Origin of the sequence: Agrobacterium tumefaciens (assembly GCF_031801495.1) — a bacterium.
GTDB lineage: Bacteria > Pseudomonadota > Alphaproteobacteria > Rhizobiales > Rhizobiaceae > Agrobacterium > Agrobacterium tumefaciens_K.
Genome location: NZ_JAOEGC010000002.1, coordinates 1,621,632 through 1,639,697, shown reverse-complemented (window position 1 = coordinate 1,639,697; position 18,066 = coordinate 1,621,632). Strand labels below are relative to the sequence as shown.

At 58.7% G+C, this 18,066-nt stretch carries 17 protein-coding genes and 1 tRNA gene; 14 read left to right on the top strand and 4 right to left on the bottom strand.

The annotated features are described in order from the left end of the window. Positions 1 to 25: 25 nt before the first annotated feature. Complete coding sequence (locus N7578_RS17380; protein ID WP_311111513.1) at positions 26 to 505, bottom strand: DUF192 domain-containing protein; 480 nt, start codon at positions 503 to 505, stop codon at positions 26 to 28. Next, positions 505 to 1,083 (bottom strand): cold-shock protein, encoded by a 579-nt coding sequence (locus tag N7578_RS17375; RefSeq protein ID WP_311111512.1) that lies wholly within the window; start codon positions 1,081 to 1,083, stop codon positions 505 to 507. Before N7578_RS17375 ends, N7578_RS17380 begins: the two co-directional genes overlap by 1 nt. Before the next feature lie 201 nt (positions 1,084 to 1,284). Here N7578_RS17375 and gloA point away from each other — a divergent pair, with 201 nt between their 5' ends. From gloA to N7578_RS17360, 3 genes are all read left to right on the top strand, one after another. Beyond that, entirely contained in the window at positions 1,285 to 1,725 is a 441-nt protein-coding gene (gene gloA, locus N7578_RS17370; RefSeq protein WP_311112546.1) for a lactoylglutathione lyase, read from the top strand. Between the two features lie 159 nt (positions 1,726 to 1,884). After that, on the top strand, positions 1,885 to 3,132 hold the full coding sequence (locus tag N7578_RS17365) for a YcbK family protein (protein ID WP_311111511.1): 1,248 nt from the start codon (positions 1,885 to 1,887) through the stop codon (positions 3,130 to 3,132). A gap of 130 nt (positions 3,133 to 3,262) precedes the next feature. Then, a complete protein-coding gene (locus tag N7578_RS17360) occupies positions 3,263 to 4,003 on the top strand; it encodes a glycosyltransferase family 25 protein (RefSeq protein WP_311111510.1) in 741 nt (246 codons plus the stop codon). Positions 4,004 to 4,135: 132 nt separating this feature from the next. Here N7578_RS17360 and N7578_RS17355 read toward each other — a convergent pair. Further along, positions 4,136 to 4,211 (bottom strand) — tRNA-Lys (locus N7578_RS17355). 182 nt (positions 4,212 to 4,393) lie between these two features. On the opposite strand from N7578_RS17355, the gene N7578_RS17350 reads away from it, so the two are divergent. Both N7578_RS17350 and N7578_RS17345 read left to right on the top strand, forming a co-directional pair. Then, complete coding sequence (locus N7578_RS17350; protein WP_311111509.1) at positions 4,394 to 5,140, top strand: cytochrome c biogenesis CcdA family protein; 747 nt, start codon at positions 4,394 to 4,396, stop codon at positions 5,138 to 5,140. A gap of 37 nt (positions 5,141 to 5,177) precedes the next feature. Continuing rightward, complete coding sequence (locus tag N7578_RS17345) at positions 5,178 to 6,116, top strand: AEC family transporter (RefSeq protein ID WP_311111508.1); 939 nt, start codon at positions 5,178 to 5,180, stop codon at positions 6,114 to 6,116. Here N7578_RS17345 and N7578_RS17340 read toward each other — a convergent pair. Next, positions 6,100 to 7,308: a UbiH/UbiF family hydroxylase gene (locus tag N7578_RS17340; RefSeq protein ID WP_311111507.1), complete on the bottom strand. Its 1,209-nt coding sequence runs from the start codon at positions 7,306 to 7,308 to the stop codon at positions 6,100 to 6,102. The genes N7578_RS17345 and N7578_RS17340 overlap by 17 nt on opposite strands. Positions 7,309 to 7,517: 209 nt before the next feature. Between N7578_RS17340 and pcsA the strand changes: the two genes are divergently transcribed. The 9 genes from pcsA (at position 7,518) to N7578_RS17295 (ending at position 18,064) form a co-directional block, all read left to right on the top strand. Then, positions 7,518 to 8,243 carry a phosphatidylcholine synthase gene (gene pcsA / locus N7578_RS17335; RefSeq protein WP_311111506.1) on the top strand — a complete coding sequence of 242 codons (726 nt, stop codon included), beginning with the start codon at positions 7,518 to 7,520 and terminating at the stop codon, positions 8,241 to 8,243. A 212-nt stretch (positions 8,244 to 8,455) separates the two neighbouring features. Further along, positions 8,456 to 10,015: an ABC transporter ATP-binding protein gene (locus N7578_RS17330; protein WP_311112545.1), complete on the top strand. Its 1,560-nt coding sequence runs from the start codon at positions 8,456 to 8,458 to the stop codon at positions 10,013 to 10,015. Beyond that, on the top strand, positions 10,005 to 11,096 hold the full coding sequence (locus N7578_RS17325) for an ABC transporter permease (protein ID WP_311111505.1): 1,092 nt from the start codon (positions 10,005 to 10,007) through the stop codon (positions 11,094 to 11,096). Before N7578_RS17330 ends, N7578_RS17325 begins: the two co-directional genes overlap by 11 nt. Further along, entirely contained in the window at positions 11,096 to 12,016 is a 921-nt protein-coding gene (locus N7578_RS17320; protein ID WP_311111504.1) for an ABC transporter permease, read from the top strand. The genes N7578_RS17325 and N7578_RS17320 overlap by 1 nt, the downstream gene beginning before the upstream one ends. Positions 12,017 to 12,050: 34 nt before the next feature. Beyond that, positions 12,051 to 13,124 (top strand): BMP family ABC transporter substrate-binding protein, encoded by a 1,074-nt coding sequence (locus N7578_RS17315; RefSeq protein WP_311111503.1) that lies wholly within the window; start codon positions 12,051 to 12,053, stop codon positions 13,122 to 13,124. Positions 13,125 to 13,345: 221 nt separating this feature from the next. Beyond that, positions 13,346 to 14,083 (top strand): FadR/GntR family transcriptional regulator, encoded by a 738-nt coding sequence (locus tag N7578_RS17310; protein ID WP_311111502.1) that lies wholly within the window; start codon positions 13,346 to 13,348, stop codon positions 14,081 to 14,083. Positions 14,084 to 14,273: 190 nt separating this feature from the next. Continuing rightward, positions 14,274 to 15,635: a bifunctional UDP-N-acetylglucosamine diphosphorylase/glucosamine-1-phosphate N-acetyltransferase GlmU gene (gene glmU / locus N7578_RS17305; RefSeq protein ID WP_311111501.1), complete on the top strand. Its 1,362-nt coding sequence runs from the start codon at positions 14,274 to 14,276 to the stop codon at positions 15,633 to 15,635. Positions 15,636 to 15,737: 102 nt separating this feature from the next. Continuing rightward, complete coding sequence (gene glmS / locus N7578_RS17300) at positions 15,738 to 17,564, top strand: glutamine--fructose-6-phosphate transaminase (isomerizing) (protein ID WP_311111500.1); 1,827 nt, start codon at positions 15,738 to 15,740, stop codon at positions 17,562 to 17,564. Then, positions 17,561 to 18,064: an N-acetyltransferase gene (locus tag N7578_RS17295; protein ID WP_311111499.1), complete on the top strand. Its 504-nt coding sequence runs from the start codon at positions 17,561 to 17,563 to the stop codon at positions 18,062 to 18,064. The genes glmS and N7578_RS17295 overlap by 4 nt, the downstream gene beginning before the upstream one ends. Positions 18,065 to 18,066 lie beyond the last annotated feature (2 nt).

Sequence of the window (18,066 nt, the reverse complement as noted above, 5' to 3'; positions counted from 1 at the left end):
GCTAGCCGCGCGCATGGCATGGAAATCAGTTTACGTTTCCAATGCGTGTACTGCGAACGATATCGCCAGTCTTGATGCCGTAGCGTTGCGCGGTGCCGCCGTTCAGTTCCAGCACATATTTTATTGCGCCGCGAGAACTGATTACCGATTCCGAGTGGGGAACGGCGTTTTCGTGAATATGCGTCACGCGCCCATCTCGACCGATAAATAGCATATCGAGCGGGATAAGGGTGTTCTTCATCCACATCGTGACGTTTCGCTCTTCACCGAAGTCGAAGAGCATGCCGTTTTCCAGGGGCATCGTCTTTCGAAACATCAGTCCCTGAGCGCGCTGGGCGTCATTTAGCGCCAGTTCCACGACGAATTGATGTGTCTTGCCGGAGGCGGACTGAACCGTCAGTGTTTCGGACGAAAACTTCTGCTGGGCAAAAGCGCTGTTTGCGACAAAAACGAAAAGAAGCGCCAGAAAGGCGCTTCCGAAGGTGCGGCGCGACAACGCGCTCATCAGTGGGCCATCCCGACCGGTGCCGGGTTGTCCGGATGGATTTCAGCCGCCATCAGTCCCTTGTCGCCATCACCGTAGCGCACCAGCACCACCTGTCCGGGACGAAGTTCCGTCAGGCCGAAGCGGCGCAACGTTTCCATGTGGACGAAAATATCCTCGGTTCCTTCGCCGCGCGTCAGGAAGCCAAATCCCTTCGTGCGGTTGAACCACTTGACGATCGCCCGCTCAAGTCCACTCGAAGCCGTGACCTGAACGTGCGTTCGCACCGGCGGAAGCTGTGAGGGATGAACTGCCGTCGACTGGTCCATGGACAGGATACGAAAGGTCTGGAACCCACGATCACGTCGCTGTATCAGCGCGACGATACGTGTTCCTTCGAGAATGGTCTGGTAGCCGTCGCGGCGTAGGCAGGAGACGTGCAGCAGGACATCCTGCATGCCGTTGTCCGGCACAATGAAACCGAAGCCCTTGGCAACATCGAACCACTTCACCACACCGGTGATTTCGGTCAGGTCGACGGCATCGCCCGAAAGGTCCTCGACATCGACTATCGTTTTCGATGACATCCTATCAGTCATAATCCTGCCAACCCCTCGATTACGCGCCACACTATCGGTCAACTGATTCCTGTGGGCAGATTAACATCTTGGTAACGGTTTTACGCAAGCCCTAGTTTTTGATTTGCCCAAGTGCTTTTATGTTCCGGTCCTTGTCCGGGGCTTGCCTTGCGCGTGTCACAACCCCGAAATGTCCCGGAATGCATAATGGAAGGAAATGAAATGCGGTATCTGCACACCATGGTGCGCGTCAAAGACCTTGGCGAGTCATTGAAATTCTACTGTGATCTTTTCGGACTTCAGGAAGTCCGCCGGATCGAAAACGAAAAGGGCCGCTTCACGCTGGTGTTTCTCGCAGCGCGTGACGATCTGGCCGACGCCACGGCGAACAAGGCGCCCTGCCTGGAGTTGACCTACAACTGGGATACCGAAGACTACACGGGTGGACGCAACTTCGGCCATCTGGCCTATGAGGTCGACAATATCTATGAAACCTGTGCTCACCTCCAGGCGAACGGCGTAACGATCAACCGGCCGCCGCGTGACGGTCATATGGCTTTCGTGCGTTCGCCAGATGGCATTTCCATCGAAATTTTGCAGAAAGGCGAAAGCCTCGCACCAGCCGAACCATGGATATCTATGGAAAATACCGGCTCGTGGTGAGTTGAGTTCCAGCCGGTCGACATGGTTTCGGATGCCATTGCCTTGTCCGCATGCGGTGAGGCATAGTCCGCGAATCGAAACGACATGTTCCGTTTTGGGACGACGCGGACGGACCCGTTCCCGTACTGCGGCTGGAAATGCAAGATACGGAGGCCATTCATGAAGACTGTCGGCGGCAATAGAGGGCGGGGTTCCTGTCAGCGCCTCGTCGTCGCGGTTTCGCTTCTTGGCCTGTCCGGGTGCGTTTCCGCCGTGACCGATGACGAGATGGCCGCTGACGTCAAAAAGACGGAAGTTGTTGCGGAACAAAAGGTTGCGACTGCCAACGGCAGCCCCGCAACACAGCCGCAAGGCCGCTATGTCGACCCTGCCATGGTATCGGCGGCAGGTGCCGGTGGGGCTGCTACTGAAACTGGTGCCCAAGCGCCTCAGCCTCAGCAAAGCGCGCAAGGTCAGGTCTATGGTGCTCCGGCTGATATCGGCGGCCTTGTAACGCAGCCGACGGGAATTTCTGCCGGAACGGCGAGTATCTATTCGACGGCTCCCGCTGCTACGGCTGCTAGCGCTGCCGTCCCCACCGGGGCTGGTGTTCAGCCGAGTGCTGCGGCTGTGCCAGCGCAAAAGATCGTGCCGTCCGTCAGCAGTGTTTACTCTGCACCGCAGCAGGTCCAGGAGCAGATGCCGGTGGTTGCGGAGCAGCATTCGCAGAATATTCAGGTAGCGCCCGTACCGCAGCCAGCGCCGGCCAATATGGCGGCAGCGGTGCCTGTCGCTCCTTCCACGGGAAATTCCAAGCCGGGCGAAACGGGCGATACCGTCACGATGGCGGCATTTTTTGCCGGAGCGGCAAAAAAGCGTCTGCCGAAAGCGCTTGAATCTGGCGCTTCCGAGGGCAGGGAAGTCGCCGCACTTCCGAATGCCGACGTGAACACGATGGGAATTGCACTTTCCGGTCGTGCGGTGATGTCGGATGAGTTCGATGATGCGCATCTAGATGAAGAAGACGACGAACCGACGGGCCTGATGAAGCTCGCCTCGCTGTCCGGCCTGACGCGCGTTGCGCCGAACGGGCTGTTCCTGCAGACTGGCCACGTCGAAGTCGGATGTTTCAAGCCCGAGCTGGTCAAGGTGATCAAGGACGTCGAGGCTCATTATAACAGCCCTGCAATCATCACATCGGGTTATCGTCCGCCGAAGGGCGTCAGGCGTGGATCGAAGCACTATACCTGCGACGCGGCCGACATTCAGATCAAGGGCGTTTCCAAATGGGAACTGGCAACCTATCTGCGCTCGCTGCCGAACCGCGGTGGCGTCGGAACCTACTGCCATACCGAATCCGTGCACCTCGATACAGGTGAGCCACGCGACTGGAACTGGCGCTGCCGCCGGACGGCTGCGCGGAAGTAGTTCTACAGATCAACCGACAATTCTTTCCGATAGTGTGGAGCTCTTTTCTAGTGTTCCGCGCCGAGAGGCTCTGTCTTATTGTCTATTCTGATGATAGTGAGGCGCTCTGCGATTTTTGGTGCCCCTGCGAATGACAACTGTTCAGTTCCCCATCTATATCGTCTCCATTCCCCGAGCCCGTGCTCGTCTGGACAAGATTCTCGCTGGAGCATCTGGTCTTGGACTGGATCTGCGTCCGATTGAAGGTGTCGATGGTAAGGAAATTCCCAAGGAGCAATGGACTTGCTTCGATAAGCGTGGATACGCACTCCACAATGGACGCCATGCGCTGCCAGGTGAATATGGGTGTTACGCCAGTCATCTGAAAGCACTGACAATATTTCTGGAAAGTGATGCGCCTATCGCCGTCGTTGTCGAAGACGACGTCACGTTTCCCGCCGACTTCCGAGAGAGGGTGGACGCCATTCTTGGCGTTATGCCTAAGAATTCAATCGTGAAGCTCACCAGTCACCGGCGTCGTGGCTTCCGAGGGCGTGTGACGAGCGCTCTTGGTGATACCTTAGGACGCTGTGTCTATGGCCCGCAGGGATCCTCAGCCTGTTACATCATTTCGCGCGCAGCTGCAGAACGTTTCCTTAAAACCGCTGGTGTCATGACGCTTCCTTACGACCGCGCACTCGAGTGCGGTTGGGGCTACGGCACAAAAGTCTATGTCAGCGACAAAGATGTTCTGCCCTTCGGCGATCCGGACACACTGGTGGGTACTCGCGACGATTATCGCGGAAGTAAGTTTGTGCAGTTCAAGCGCGTTCCAGCTTATCTATCCAGATTTTACGACAATATCGCACGATATGTCTACGCGTTCGTCTGAGGTCTGTTGGCTCGATGTGAAAGGTTGATACCCTGTCGCCAATATCGGCGTAGTTAACTATGAACTACGCGCCGCGTGCGCGTTTTTAGCTAGTAGATTTTCCGGTAAGTCTTTGATGTTTTTGTGATTTAGTGGTGAGAGCGCAGGGATTCGAACCCTGGACCTACTGATTAAAAGTCAGTTGCTCTACCGGCTGAGCTACGCTCTCCCACGTGCCGGGCGAAGCGCCCTGCGGAAGTGGGCGGAACATATGTAGAGCGACCCTTCCGGTCAACCCATAAAAAGCGCTTTTCACAATCAATCCGGTTTTTTTTGTCGCATGCGCAAAAAGGTGATTGGTGACAAGGCTTTGCTGCGGCTAAAAGCGGGCAGACGAAAGAGGAGTTTTCCTTGTCCATTGCCGATATTTCCCTGTTCAGCGCGTTGCTGGCCGGAGCGCTGTCCTTTCTTTCTCCCTGCGTTCTGCCTCTGGTGCCGCCGTATCTCTGTTACATGGCGGGGATCTCGGTCGAGCAGTTCAAGACGCAGGATGCCACACCGCGCCCGGAGATACGCAAGGCGGTCATGCTGTCCGCTTTCTTCTTCACCCTCGGGTTTGCCACCGTCTTCGTGGCGCTCGGGGCAGGGGCATCGACGATCGGTACGCTGCTTCGCCAGAATCTCGATATCCTCGCCAAGATCGGCGGCTTCATCATCATCCTCATGGGGCTTAATTTTCTTGGCGTGTTCCGAATCGGGCTGTTTTCGCGTGAGGCGCGTTTTCAGGGATCAGGTAAACCGGCGACGCTCTCCGGCGCCTATGTCATGGGCCTTGCATTCGCTTTCGGGTGGACGCCGTGCATCGGTCCGGTGCTGGGCGCCATTCTGGGCGTCGCCGCCTCGCGCGAGACGGTCGGCGATGGCGCGACGCTGCTTGCGATCTATTCACTCGGCCTTGCAGTTCCGTTCTGGATCGCCGCCGCATTCTCCGGCTCCTTCATGCGGTTCCTCGTCCGTTTCCGGCGTCATCTGGGCCTTGTGGAAAAGTTGATGGGAACGCTTCTGATCCTGACTGGCCTTGCCTTCATGTCCGGCTTCATCACCAATATGGCGATCTGGTTTCAGGAGACTTTCCCGATTCTGATGCAAATCGGCTAATCGGAATCTGCTCGAAATAAAGTGGAAGGAGCAGGCCGTGACCGCCATCGTGGGATTGTTGTTGCCGTTTTTCGGCCTGATCTTCATCGGTTATGGCACAGCGCGTATCAGCAAGCAGCCTGTCGAGGCGATGGGCTGGCTGAACACCTTCATCATCTATGCCGCCCTGCCGGCGCTGTTCTTCAAGCTGGTATCCAAAACGCCTGTCGAAGAACTGGCGCGTATGGATTTCGTCGCCGCCAGTCTCGTTTGCACTTACGGCATCTTCGTGCTGGTGTTTCTGATCGGCCGGTTCCTGCGCGGCAACAGCCTCGCGGAAACCACGATCCAGAGTTTCGCGGCAAGTTACGGCAACATCGGCTACATGGGGCCGGGGCTTGCGCTTCTTGCCATCGGTGAAAAGGCGGCCGTTCCTGTTGCCCTGATCGTCTGTCTTGAGAATGCGATGCATTTCATCGTCGCGCCCGCGATGATGGCCTTTTCAGGTGGCGACAAACGTGCGCCGGGCAAGCTCGCGCTGGATGTGACACGAAAGGTGCTGACGCATCCCTTCATCGTTTCGGTAATTGCCGGTTTCACCGCCGCGGCCCTTTCATGGCAGCCGCCGGAGCCAGTGCAGCGGCTTGTCGATTATCTGGCGCAATCGGCAGCGCCCTGTGCGCTGTTTGCCATGGGGGTGACGCTGGCGCTGAGGCCCATGAAGCGCATTCCTGTCGAAATCAGCTACATCGTGCCGGCGAAACTCATTCTGCATCCCATTCTGATGTATGGGTTTCTGACCGCGCTTGGACGCTTCGATCCGGTCTGGATCTATTCCGCCGTGTTGCTGGCCGCGTTGCCCACGGCGACCAATGTGTTCGTCATCGGCCAGCAATATCATGTGTGGCAGGAGCGGGCGTCTGCCACGATCCTGATCTCGACGGTCGTCTCGGTCTTTACGCTGACCGGCGTACTGTATTTCATACAGCCCTTTTAAGGCCGCTCCACAAAAGGGAAGGCAGAGCCTTCAGGCCCCGACCGGGCTCGATTCCCTCGCGCATCACCATACTGCGCAACGGGCCGATCCCGGAAAGCACATGCAGGCCAGCCGCACGCGCCACCTGCATGGGCAGCATGTCCGAAAGCAGCGAACGGTTGAGCAGATCGACGCTCAGGGTGCGGCTGTAGACATCGGTGCGCCGTTTGCGGTCGAAGCGGTTTCCGGCATCCGCGGCTATTGGTCTGTCGGACGTCGAACCCAGCAGTTCGGTCAGTACGATGATATCGCGGAGGCTGAGATTGAGCCCCTGCGCGCCGATGGGCGGGAAGCCGTGGCCGGCTTCACCGATGAGCGCGACGCGGCCCTTGCCGAAATGATGCGCGGTCATGGAGGACAGTGGCCATGCCTGCACGCTGTCCTCGACGGTGACAGTACCGAGCATGGATTGCATGCGCTCCTCGATCCGCAGGCCGAGTTCATTCAGAGGCAGCGACGTCAGCTCCTCTGCCTGCGCGGGCTTGACCACCCAGACGAGGCTCGAGCGATCTCCCGGCAGCGGCACCTGCGTAAACGGGCCGGTCGGCGTGTGGAATTCCGTCGAAATCTGCTCATGCGGCCGGGTGTGGGAAAAATTCAGCACGATGGCCGTTTGCGGATAGGACCATGATTTCACGCCGATACCGGCGACCTCACGGACTTTCGAATTCCTGCCGTCGGCACCGATCAGAAAGGCCGCGCAGACTGTTTCACCATTTTCGAGCGTCACCGAAATCCGGTCGTTGCCGATATCGATCATTTCGGCGGTGTCATCGAAGCGGGTTATGTTGTGCTCCTCTACGACGGCTTCGTGCAGGACCGAAAGCAACGCCTCGTTGGGGATGTTCCAGCCGAAGGCGTCCAGCCCGATTTCCGAGGAGCGGAACTGAACGGTCGGCGCGCGCAGCAGCCTGTCCGTTCCGTCGATGATCTGCATGGTGGAAAGGCGTGCGGCAGCCGGGACGATGCGGGACCACAGGCCGAGGCGATCCATGAAGCGGATGGACTGATCCATCAAAGCCGTCGTCCGCTTGTCCTTCCTTTGCGCCGCCGGAGCGACAAGCGCGACATGTCGTCCCGCGCGCGCCAGTGCAATCGCGGCGATCTGGCCGGCAAGTCCTGCACCGATGATGGCGATATCGAAGTCTCTCATGGTCGTGTGTCCATTGCTGTTTCGCTGTCCAGCATAAAGGCTTTGCGGTCGCAAATCCACTTGGCCGATGAGGCTTTTGACAGCCGGGATATGCCAATATGCCAGCAATCCCCTTAGGATAAGCCGTATCAGGTGGTTGCAAAGCGTGGTGAATGGCCGCATACCGGAGGAATAGAGAAGCGGATGAAAACGGGGCGCCGACGCTGACCATGAAACTTTTCAACTACAAGCGTGTTCCCTACGCAGAAATCCGCGCCTTTTCCGTTCATATTCTGACGGCTTCCGGTTCCTTTCTGGCGTTCCTGGGTGTCGTGGCTGCTGCCGAGCATCGTTTCGTTGACATGTTCTGGTGGCTGGGCTTGGCACTTCTGGTGGACGGCATCGACGGTCCCATAGCCCGCAAGGTCCGTGTCAAGGAAGTTCTGCCGAACTGGTCGGGTGACACGCTCGACAACATCATCGACTATGTGACCTATGTGTTGCTGCCTGCCTTTGCGCTTTATCAGAGCGGTATGATCGGCGAGCCGTGGTCCTTCGTTGCCGCGGGCATGATCGTGGTGTCGAGCGCCATTTATTATGCCGACATGGGCATGAAGACGGACGAATATTTCTTCTCCGGCTTCCCGGTGGTGTGGAACATGGTGGTGTTCACGCTTTTCGTCATAGACGCCAGCGCCACGACGGCGATGGTGGTGGTCACGGTATCGGTGATCCTGACGTTCCTGCCGATCAATTTCCTGCACCCCGTCCGGGTGGCGCGTCTGCGGCCGCTCAACATGACGATCTTCCTGCTGTGGTGCGCGCTTGGCGGCTATTCGCTGCTGATGCATTTCCAGACTCCGTCATGGGCGGTGATCGGCGTTGTCGTCACGGGGGTCTATCTTTACCTTATCGGTGGCGTATTGCAGTTTTTCCCGTCGCTCGGGGCAAAGTAAAAAAACGCTAAGACTGTCTTTCAGCTGTGTAAATCCAGCTTCGCGCCTATGTTTTTCAGTTGTGCGGAGCAGCAAAACAGTTATCAATACCCGTAGATCGCGCCAGCATCGAATACGAAACCGAACCGCGATTGGGAACAAGAACGCAGCCGTTTGGAAATGCTTCGCAGAAAGCAGGGCGGCCGGTCAGAGAGGGATCAGTGACTGGAATTTTGGCGCCCGAGGCCGTGCCTCTTCTTTCCGTGCGCAGACTGACCAAGCTTTTCGGCACTTTCGCGGCCTGCAACGGGATCGATCTGGATATCGCGCCCGGCGAGATCCACGCGCTTCTCGGTGAAAATGGCGCGGGCAAATCCACCCTCGTCAAGATGCTGTTCGGCGTGCTTGCCCCGACCAGCGGCGAAATCGTCTGGCAGGGGAAGTCGGTGTCCATAGGGTCTCCCAGCGAGGCGCGCAGGCTCGGCGTGGGCATGGTGTTCCAGCATTTTTCGCTCTTCGAGGCGCTGACGGTTGCGGAAAACATCGCACTCTCGCTCGATCCGAAGATATCGCTGAAAGAGATCGCCAGGGAGGCGGAAGCGCTTTCCAAGGCTTACGGCCTGCCGCTCGATCCGAATGCGCATGTCGCCGATCTTTCTGTGGGGGAGCGCCAGCGCATCGAGATCGTCCGCGCCCTGCTGCAAAATCCGCAGCTCATCATTCTGGATGAACCGACCTCGGTTCTGACCCCGCAGGAAGCGGACAAGCTGTTCGAAACGCTTGCCAAGCTCAAGGCAGAAGGGCGTTCGGTTCTCTATATCAGTCACCGTCTGGAAGAGGTTCAGCGTATATGCGACCGCGCCACCGTGCTGCGTCACGGTAAGGTGACGGGCGCCTGCGATCCTCGACAGGAAACGCCCGCATCGCTTGCGCGGATGATGGTCGGTTCTGACGTCGCCGGTGTGTCACGCGAGGCTGGTACGACGCTTGGTGAGCCGCAGCTTGAGGTGATGGGCCTTTCCGTTTCTCCGCGCACACCGTTTGCTGTTGCGCTGAAATCGATTTCCCTGAGCGTGCGGGCAGGCGAGGTTCTGGCGATTGCCGGTGTCGCCGGAAATGGCCAAGGCGAGCTTTTTGATGCGCTTTCCGGCGAATATCCGGTTGCCAATGACGAGGCGATCTATATCCGCGGCAAGGCGGTGGGCCGTCTGGGCATCAACGGTCGACGGCTGCTTGGCGCCGGTTTCGTGCCGGAGGAGCGCCATGGTCATGCAGCCGTGCCGGGCATGAGCCTTTCTGACAACCTGCTGCTGGCGCGCTCGTGCTCGGATCGCAAGGCGTTTCTTTCCGGCGGTTTTCTGCGTGTCATTCGCGGCTCCGCGATCAAGGCTGCTGCACGGCGGATTTCCGAGACGATGGACGTGCGCAAGAGCGGAGCGGACCCGCTGGCCGGCTCTCTTTCCGGGGGCAATCTGCAGAAATTCATCGTCGGGCGCGAACTGGATCGCCAGCCGACGGTGCTGATCGTCAACCAGCCGACCTGGGGTGTCGATGCCGGTGCCGCCAGCCGTATCCGTCAGGCGCTTGTCGATCTTGCCAAGGCCGGTTCCGCAGTCGTTGTCATCAGTCAGGATCTCGATGAAATCTTCGAGGTCGCCACAAATATCGCGGTTATTTCCGACGGGCGCCTGTCCTCGGTTCATCCCGTTGAAGACATGACACTGGAAAAGATCGGTCTGCTCATGGGCGGCATCCACACAGCAAATTCGGGAGCCGTCGAGCATGCGCATTGAGCTTGAAAAACGGGCAGGCGTCTCGAAGCTTTTCGCTTTTGTCTCGCCGCTGCTAGCGCTGGCGCTTACGCTGGTTTTCGGGGCGATCATGTTTGCCCTGTTGGGCAAGAACCCTCTGAATGCGCTCTACGCTTTCTTCATCGAGCCGCTGCTGGAAGTCTGGTCGCTGCACGAGCTGGCAATCAAGGCAGCGCCGCTGATCCTCATCGCTGTCGGCCTGTCGATCTGTTATCGCTCCAACAACTGGAACATCGGGGCCGAAGGGCAATTCACCATCGGCGCCATCACCGGTTCGATCCTGCCGGTTCTTTATCCCGAGTGGCAGTCGCCGATGGTTCTGCCGCTGATGCTGATCATGGGGGCGGTCGGCGGTGCGCTCTACGCCGGTATTCCGGCGCTTCTGAAAACGAAGTTCAACACCAACGAAATTCTCGTCAGTCTCATGCTGGTCTATGTCGCGCAGCTTTTCCTCGACTGGCTGACACGCGGCATCTGGCGCGATCCGGGCGGTTACAATTTTCCGCAGACAAAGCCCTTCAATGAAAGCGCCGTTCTGCCGGAAATGCTGGCCTCGGGCCGTGCGCACTGGGGTATCGTTTTCGCCATCGTGGCCGCGGTCGCCCTGTGGTTCATGATGCGCCACATGCTCAAGGGTTTCCAGGTCACTGTGCTCGGACAGTCGGCACGGGCAGGGCGGTTCGCCGGATTTTCCTCGTCGCGCATGGTGTGGTTTGCGTTTCTGCTCTCGGGGGCGCTGGCGGGTCTTGCGGGCATCTCCGAGGCATCCGGTTCCATCGGCCATCTGCAGCCCAGCATTTCGCCGGGATATGGCTTCACCGCGATCATCGTCGCCTTTCTAGGGCGCCTCAACCCCCTTGGCATCATCGCCTCGGGCTTCGTGCTGGCGCTGACCTATCTCGGCGGGGAGGCGGCGCAGCTGTCCATCGGCGTGTCGGACAAGGTAACGCGTGTGTTTCAGGGGCTGATGCTGTTTTTCGTGCTGTCCTGCGACACGCTGATCTTCTACCGCATCCGGGTCATCTTCACCGGCAAGGCGCATAACAAGCAAGGAGCGGCATGATGGATATGCTTCAGGCCATTCTCCTCACCGTCATCACGGCCGCCACGCCGCTGGTCATTGCAGCGTCCGGCGAACTGGTCACGGAACGCGCAGGCGTCCTCAATCTCGGCGTCGAGGGCATGATGATCATCGGGGCGGTCTGCGCCTTTGCCGCCGCGCACATGACGGGTTCACCTTATCTCGGCATTCTGGCGGGTATTGCTGCCGGTGCGGTTTTCTCGCTTCTGTTTGGTTTTCTGACGCTGACGCTGGTGACCAACCAGGTCGCGACCGGTCTTGCGCTGACCATTCTGGGGCTTGGCGTCTCCGGCATGCTGGGTGAAGGCTTCGTTGGCCTTCCTGGCGTGAAACTTTCGCCGATCGTCTTTCCGGTGCTGTCGGATATTCCCTTCATCGGGCCATTGCTGTTCCGGCAGGATCTGATTTTCTACATGTCCATCGCGCTGGTCGGGGGCATAGGCTGGTTTTTGTTCAAGAGCCGCATGGGGCTGAAGATCCGCGCCATTGGTGACAGTCACGCCTCCGCGCATGCGCTTGGCATCAATGTCATCCGCACACGCTATCTGGCAGTGATGTTTGGCGGTGCCTGTGCCGGCCTTGCAGGCGCGCAGCTTTCGCTCGTCTACACGCCGCAATGGGTGGAGAACATGTCTGCCGGGCGAGGCTGGATCGCGCTTGCGCTCGTGGTTTTTGCCTCGTGGCGACCATGGCGGGTGCTGGCGGGCGGTTATCTGTTCGGCGCGGTCACCATCGGCCAGCTGCATGCGCAGGCGTTCGGTATCGGCGTTCCTTCGCAGCTGCTTTCGGCGCTGCCCTATCTCGCAACTATTGTCGTGCTGGTCATCATCTCGCATAATCGCCGCACGACGCTTATCAATACGCCGGCGTCGCTTGGAAAATCCTTCGTGCCGGATCGCTAAAAATACAAAGTCTTCAAACCAGACAGGGGTAAAAATGAAAAAACTGATCATCGCACTTGCTGCTTCCGCAGCGGCACTCGGGAGCATGGTTCCTGCCGCACAGGCAGCGGACGCAAAGAAGGTCTGCTTCATCTACGTCGGTTCCAAGACCGATGGTGGCTGGACGCAGGCGCACGATATCGGCCGTCAGGAGCTTCAGGCGCACTTCGGCGACAAGATCGAAACGCCGTTCCTCGAAAGCGTCCCTGAAGGCCCGGATGCCGAGCGTGCCATCGAACGTATGGCCCGTTCCGGCTGCGAGCTGGTGTTCACGACTTCGTTCGGCTTCATGGATGCGACGGTCAAGGTCGCGCAGAAGTTCCCGAAGGTGAAGTTCGAACACGCGACCGGTTTCAAGGCTGCAGAGAACGTTGCGACCTACAACTCGCGTTTCTATGAAGGCCGTTACATTCAGGGGCAGATCGCCGCGAAGATGTCGCAGAAGGGTCTTGCCGGTTACATCGCATCCTTCCCGATCCCGGAAGTGGTGATGGGCATCGACGCATTCCTGCTCGGCGCACGTTCCGTCAACCCCGACTTCAAGGTCAAGGTCGTATGGGCCAACACCTGGTTCGACCCCGGCAAGGAAGCCGATGCCGCCAAGGCTCTGATCGACCAGGGCGTCGACATCCTGACGCAGCACACCGACACGACGGCTCCGATGCAGGTTGCCGCAGAGCGCGGCATCAAGGCATTCGGTCAGGCATCCGACATGATCAAGGCCGGTCCGAACACGCAGCTGACGGCAATCGTCGACACCTGGGGTGCTTATTACATCAAGCGCACGCAGGCGCTTCTCGATGGTACCTGGAAGTCCGAGCAGGTCTGGGATGGCCTGAAAGACGGCATCCTGACCATGGCGCCCTACACCAACATGCCTGACGACGTGAAGAAAATGGCTGAGGAAACCGAAGCCAAGATCAAGTCCGGCGAGCTTCATCCCTTCACCGGTCCTGTAAAGAAGCAGGACGGTTCCGAGTGGCTGAAGGCGGGCGAAAAGGCTGAGGACGGCGTTCTGCTCGGCCTCAACTTCTACGTCGAAGGCGTTGACGACAAGCTGCCGCAGTAATTCCGGCCAGCAATCAGCAGCCGAAGCCGCGCGTGCGAGACATGCGCGGCTTTGTCATTTTGACATGTGCCTGTGAATAAACGTATCTGGACGCCGGTTTGCGGGTGACGACTGCTCCTGATGCATTCTCTTGTCTTGAAACCGGCGATTTCACCAGAGGTCTTGCGGCATATAGCGGCACACGCCGTTTCTTTGAAAGGATATCACTCTTGCAGCGTGGAATGCTTGACGCAGCGATCGGTTTTCGCAAGTTGCGCACCAATCATGCAAAGGTCGTGCACAGACTCGGCCTTGATATCGTTTCCGGCATCTTCAAGATCGGCGATATCCTGCCTGGCGATGCCGACCTCATGGAGCGGCTCAAGGTATCGCGAACGGTGCTGCGAGAGGCGATGAAGACGCTGACGGCGAAGGGCATGATTTCTCCGAAGGCGCGTATCGGTACGCGGGTGACGGAGCGTGAGAACTGGAATATGTTCGACGGCGACGTCCTGCTCTGGCATTTCGAGGCGGGTGTCAGCGAAGAGTTTCTGCTGCATCTTTACGATATCCGGCTGGCTTTCGAACCCTATTGTGCAGGGCTTGCGGCCCGGCATGCGAGCGATGCGGACATTGCCAGGCTGGCAGGTCTTGCCAACGAAATGGGCAATACCGCCTATTCGAAGGAAAAGCGCGCCTTGGCGGACATGAATTTTCATGTCCTCATCACCGAAATGTCAGGCAACCCCTTCATGCGCACCGTGGGTACTCTGATCAAGGCGGCGTTGGCAGGCATCTTCCGCATGAGCAACCCTGAAACGGATCCGCATGAGATTTCCGATGTTTCCGCGTCTCACCTGAGGCTGGTTGAGGCATTCCGGCTGCGAAACGATGCAGCGGCGCGCAGGGAGATGGAAACGTTGATTGAAAACGGACGCCGGCAGATTCTCGAGTTTAACGCTCGCAAGGGGCGCAGCTGATCACGTTTGATGAAAAGCAACCGGGAAAATTGGTCCGGATTTGCATGGTTTCTTAAGTGCGGCATGGCTATAGCAATGCTGCAATAAAATAACGCGCGCGCCCTTCAGACGGTGACGGGTGCGCACGATGTCGAGTTATCAGCCGACGTTCCAGCCTTGGTCAGGCCGGTCGCGGCGCACTGGAGGTGTTATGGAGCGCAGCTCTCTTGCCGTTATTCTTGCCGCTGGCGAAAGCACGCGCATGAAGTCATCGATGTCCAAGGTTCTTCATCCTGTTGCCGGGCGTCCGATGATCGCGCATGTGGTGGAATCGGTTGCAGGTGCCGGTGTCGGTGCGGTGGCGCTCGTCGTCGGTCGCGATGCGGAGAACGTGGCCAAGGCGGCGAGCCTTCCCGGTATTGCCGTGGACACCTTTCTACAGAAGGAACGCAAGGGAACGGGCAACGCCGTCCTTGCTGCCCGCGAAGCGATCGCGCGCGGTTTCGATGACGTTATCGTCGCTTACGGCGACGTGCCGCTCATCACGTCCGCAACGCTAGACAAGGCGCGGGAGGCTTTGCGTACCGGCGTCGATGTCGTCGTCATAGGCTTTCATACGGACCGCCCGACGGGCTATGGCCGCCTGCTGGTTGAGAACGGCGAACTCGTCGCGATCCGCGAGGAAAAGGACGCTACCGACGAAGAGCGCAAGGTGACATGGTGCAACAGCGGGTTGATGGCCATCAACGGCCGCAGCGCGCTGGACCTGCTGGACCGTATCGGCAACGACAATGTGAAGGGCGAATATTACCTGACGGACGTGGTTGAAATCGCCCGTTCGCTCGGTCGCCGCACCGTGGCCATCGATGCGCCGGAAAGCGAACTCACCGGCTGCAACAACCGCGCTGAACTCGCTGCCATCGAAAAGCTCTTTCAGGAGCGTCGCCGCCATGAACTGATGGTCGATGGCGTTTCGATGATTGCGCCGGAGACGGTCTTTCTTTCCTGGGATACCAGGATCGGGCAGGATGTGCTTATCGAGCCGAACGTGGTTATCGGTCCCGGTGTGACGATCGAGGCGGGTGCGGTCATTCACGCTTTTTCGCATCTTGAAGGTGCCTATGTCAGCGCGGGCGCTGCTGTCGGTCCCTATGCGCGGTTGCGGCCGGGCGCCAATCTGCATGCCAATGCCAAGGTTGGCAATTTCTGCGAGGTCAAGAAGGCCGAGATCGGTGAGGGCGCCAAGGTCAACCATCTGACCTATATCGGCGATGCATTCATTGGTGCGGGCAGCAATATCGGCGCGGGCACGATCACCTGCAATTACGATGGCTACAACAAGTTCGAGACGCGGATCGGGGCCAACAGCTTCGTCGGCTCGAACTCATCACTGGTTGCACCCGTCACCATAGGCGACGGTGCCTATATCGCCTCCGGCAGCGTCATCACCGACGATGTTCCGAGTGATGCACTGGCCTTTGGCCGGGCGCGGCAGGAGGTAAAGCCGGGCAGGGCAACCGTGGTGCGCGAGCGCGCCAAGGCCCTCAAGGAAGCGAACAAGAAGTCGAAATAGGCTTCGTTACGTAACGTCACCCAAAGTGACCGGCGGATGAATTGCCGATTTGAAATAAACGGCTAGTAGTGTCGGCGAAGAGATCGTCGTCTGGAGAACCATATGTGCGGAATTGTCGGAATTGTCGGAACCCAGCCCGTTGCTGAACGGCTTGTCGATGCGCTGAAGCGCCTCGAATATCGGGGTTACGATTCTGCAGGCGTCGCAACCATCGAAAACGGTGCGATGGATCGCCGTCGTGCGGAAGGCAAGCTGTTCAACCTTGAGAAGAAGCTGTCGGAAGAGCCGCTTCCCGGCCTGGTCGGCATTGCTCACACCCGTTGGGCGACCCATGGCGTTCCGAATGAAACCAACGCCCATCCGCATTTCGTGGACGGCGTGGCTGTCGTTCACAACGGCATCATCGAGAATTTCGCCGAACTGCGCGAGGAGCTGACGGCGGAAGGCGCGACCTTCACCACCCAGACCGATACGGAAGTGGTGGCGCAGCTTTTGGCAAAGTACACCCGCGAAGGTGTTGGCCACCGCGAAGCGATGCTGAAGATGCTGAACCGCGTGACCGGCGCCTATGCTCTGGTGGTGATGTTCCAGGACGATCCGGGCACGCTGCTGTCGGCACGTTCCGGCCCGCCGCTTGCCGTGGGCTACGGCCGTGGTGAAATGTTCCTCGGATCGGACGCCATCGCGCTTTCGCCGTTCACCAACGAGATCACCTATCTCGTCGATGGCGATTGCGCCATCATCACCCGTCAGGGTGCGGAAATCATCGATTTCTCCGGCAAGCCGGTAAAGCGCGAGCGGCAGATTTCGCAGGCGACCGCGTTCGTGGTCGACAAGGGCAACCATCGCCACTTCATGGAAAAGGAAATCTACGAGCAGCCGGAAGTCATTTCCCACGCGCTCTCCCACTATGTGGATTTCGCTTCCAGAACCGTGAAGGATGCCGACAAGGCCATCGATTTCTCCAAGCTGTCGGGCCTTGCGATTTCGGCCTGTGGCACAGCCTATCTTTCCGGCCTGATCGGCAAATACTGGTTCGAGCGTTATGCGCGCCTGCCGGTCGAAATCGATGTGGCGTCGGAGTTCCGTTATCGCGAAATGCCTCTGTCGCCATCGCAGGCAGCACTTTTCATCTCGCAGTCGGGTGAAACCGCCGATACGCTCGCTTCCCTGCGTTACTGCAAGGATGAGGGGCTCAAGATCGGTGCGGTCGTCAACGTTCGCGAATCGACCATTGCACGTGAATCCGATGCCGTTTTCCCCATCCTTGCCGGACCGGAAATCGGCGTCGCTTCGACCAAGGCTTTTACCTGCCAGCTCGCCGTTATGGCATCTCTCGCAGTTGCTGCCGGTAAGGCTCGCGGTACGCTGAGCGCAGAGCAGGAGGGTGAACTGGTGCGCCATCTCATCGAGATGCCGCGTATCATGAGCCAGGTGCTCAACATCATCCAACCACAGATCGAAGGCCTGTCGCGCGATCTGTCGCGGTTCAAGGATGTGCTTTATCTCGGCCGTGGCACCAGCTTCCCGCTGGCGCTTGAAGGTGCGCTGAAGCTCAAGGAAATCTCCTATATCCACGCCGAAGGTTATGCCGCCGGCGAATTGAAACATGGTCCCATCGCACTGATCGACGAAAACATGCCGGTCATCGTGATCGCGCCGCATGACCGCTTTTTCGAGAAAACCGTTTCGAACATGCAGGAAGTTGCCGCTCGCGGCGGCCGGATCATCTTCATCACCGATGAAAAGGGGGCTGCTGCCTCGAAGCTGCCGACGATGGCGACCATCACGTTGCCAAACGTGGATGAGCTTATCGCTCCAATGGTGTTCTCGCTGCCGATCCAGTTGCTCGCCTATCACACCGCTGTCTTCATGGGCACGGATGTCGACCAGCCGCGCAATCTGGCCAAGTCGGTTACCGTTGAATGATCGTTCGTCCGGAGCGATCGGGTGATGAAGATGCGATCTCTGACGTTACGGAAGCTGCCTTCCGTAACGTTTCCTATAGCGACCAGACGGAGCATCTGATTGTTGCCCGGCTGCGCAGGGCGGGCGCATTGACGATATCACTGGTCGCCGAGGACGATGGCGGTATCATCGGCCATATCGGGTTTTCGCCGGTCATTTTGTCCGGCGGTGACGAAGGCTGGTTTGCGCTCGGGCCACTGTCTGTGGCTCCTGGCAAGCAGCGGCATGGGATCGGCACGGCACTCGTTCGGGCAGGGCTGGCGGCTCTGAGGCAGATCGGCGCTTCGGGGTGCGTTCTTGCCGGAAGCCCTGACTATTATGGTCGTTTCGGTTTCTCCAGCGTTGCCGATTTGCACAGCGAAGGCATTCCTGACGAATATTTGCTCGCCCTCAGCTTGCACGGTGGAACTCCATCCGGCATTGTCCATTTTCATCCGGGCTTCTATCGCGACATCGCATAAAT

What these genes read in the sequence shown, in the direction of transcription:
- N7578_RS17380 (WP_311111513.1), bottom strand. Translation starts at nt 505, where the DNA reads ATGAGCGCGTTGTCGCGCCGCACCTTCGGAAGCGCCTTTCTGGCGCTT.
- N7578_RS17375 (WP_311111512.1), bottom strand. Translation starts at nt 1,083, where the DNA reads ATGACTGATAGGATGTCATCGAAAACGATAGTCGATGTCGAGGACCTT.
- gloA (WP_311112546.1), top strand. Translation starts at nt 1,285, where the DNA reads ATGCGGTATCTGCACACCATGGTGCGCGTCAAAGACCTTGGCGAGTCA.
- N7578_RS17365 (WP_311111511.1), top strand. Translation starts at nt 1,885, where the DNA reads ATGAAGACTGTCGGCGGCAATAGAGGGCGGGGTTCCTGTCAGCGCCTC.
- N7578_RS17360 (WP_311111510.1), top strand. Translation starts at nt 3,263, where the DNA reads ATGACAACTGTTCAGTTCCCCATCTATATCGTCTCCATTCCCCGAGCC.
- N7578_RS17340 (WP_311111507.1), bottom strand. Translation starts at nt 7,308, where the DNA reads ATGAGAGACTTCGATATCGCCATCATCGGTGCAGGACTTGCCGGCCAG.
- pcsA (WP_311111506.1), top strand. Translation starts at nt 7,518, where the DNA reads ATGAAACTTTTCAACTACAAGCGTGTTCCCTACGCAGAAATCCGCGCC.
- N7578_RS17325 (WP_311111505.1), top strand. Translation starts at nt 10,005, where the DNA reads ATGCGCATTGAGCTTGAAAAACGGGCAGGCGTCTCGAAGCTTTTCGCT.
- N7578_RS17320 (WP_311111504.1), top strand. Translation starts at nt 11,096, where the DNA reads ATGGATATGCTTCAGGCCATTCTCCTCACCGTCATCACGGCCGCCACG.
- N7578_RS17315 (WP_311111503.1), top strand. Translation starts at nt 12,051, where the DNA reads ATGAAAAAACTGATCATCGCACTTGCTGCTTCCGCAGCGGCACTCGGG.
- N7578_RS17310 (WP_311111502.1), top strand. Translation starts at nt 13,346, where the DNA reads ATGCTTGACGCAGCGATCGGTTTTCGCAAGTTGCGCACCAATCATGCA.
- glmU (WP_311111501.1), top strand. Translation starts at nt 14,274, where the DNA reads ATGGAGCGCAGCTCTCTTGCCGTTATTCTTGCCGCTGGCGAAAGCACG.
- glmS (WP_311111500.1), top strand. Translation starts at nt 15,738, where the DNA reads ATGTGCGGAATTGTCGGAATTGTCGGAACCCAGCCCGTTGCTGAACGG.
- N7578_RS17295 (WP_311111499.1), top strand. Translation starts at nt 17,561, where the DNA reads ATGATCGTTCGTCCGGAGCGATCGGGTGATGAAGATGCGATCTCTGAC.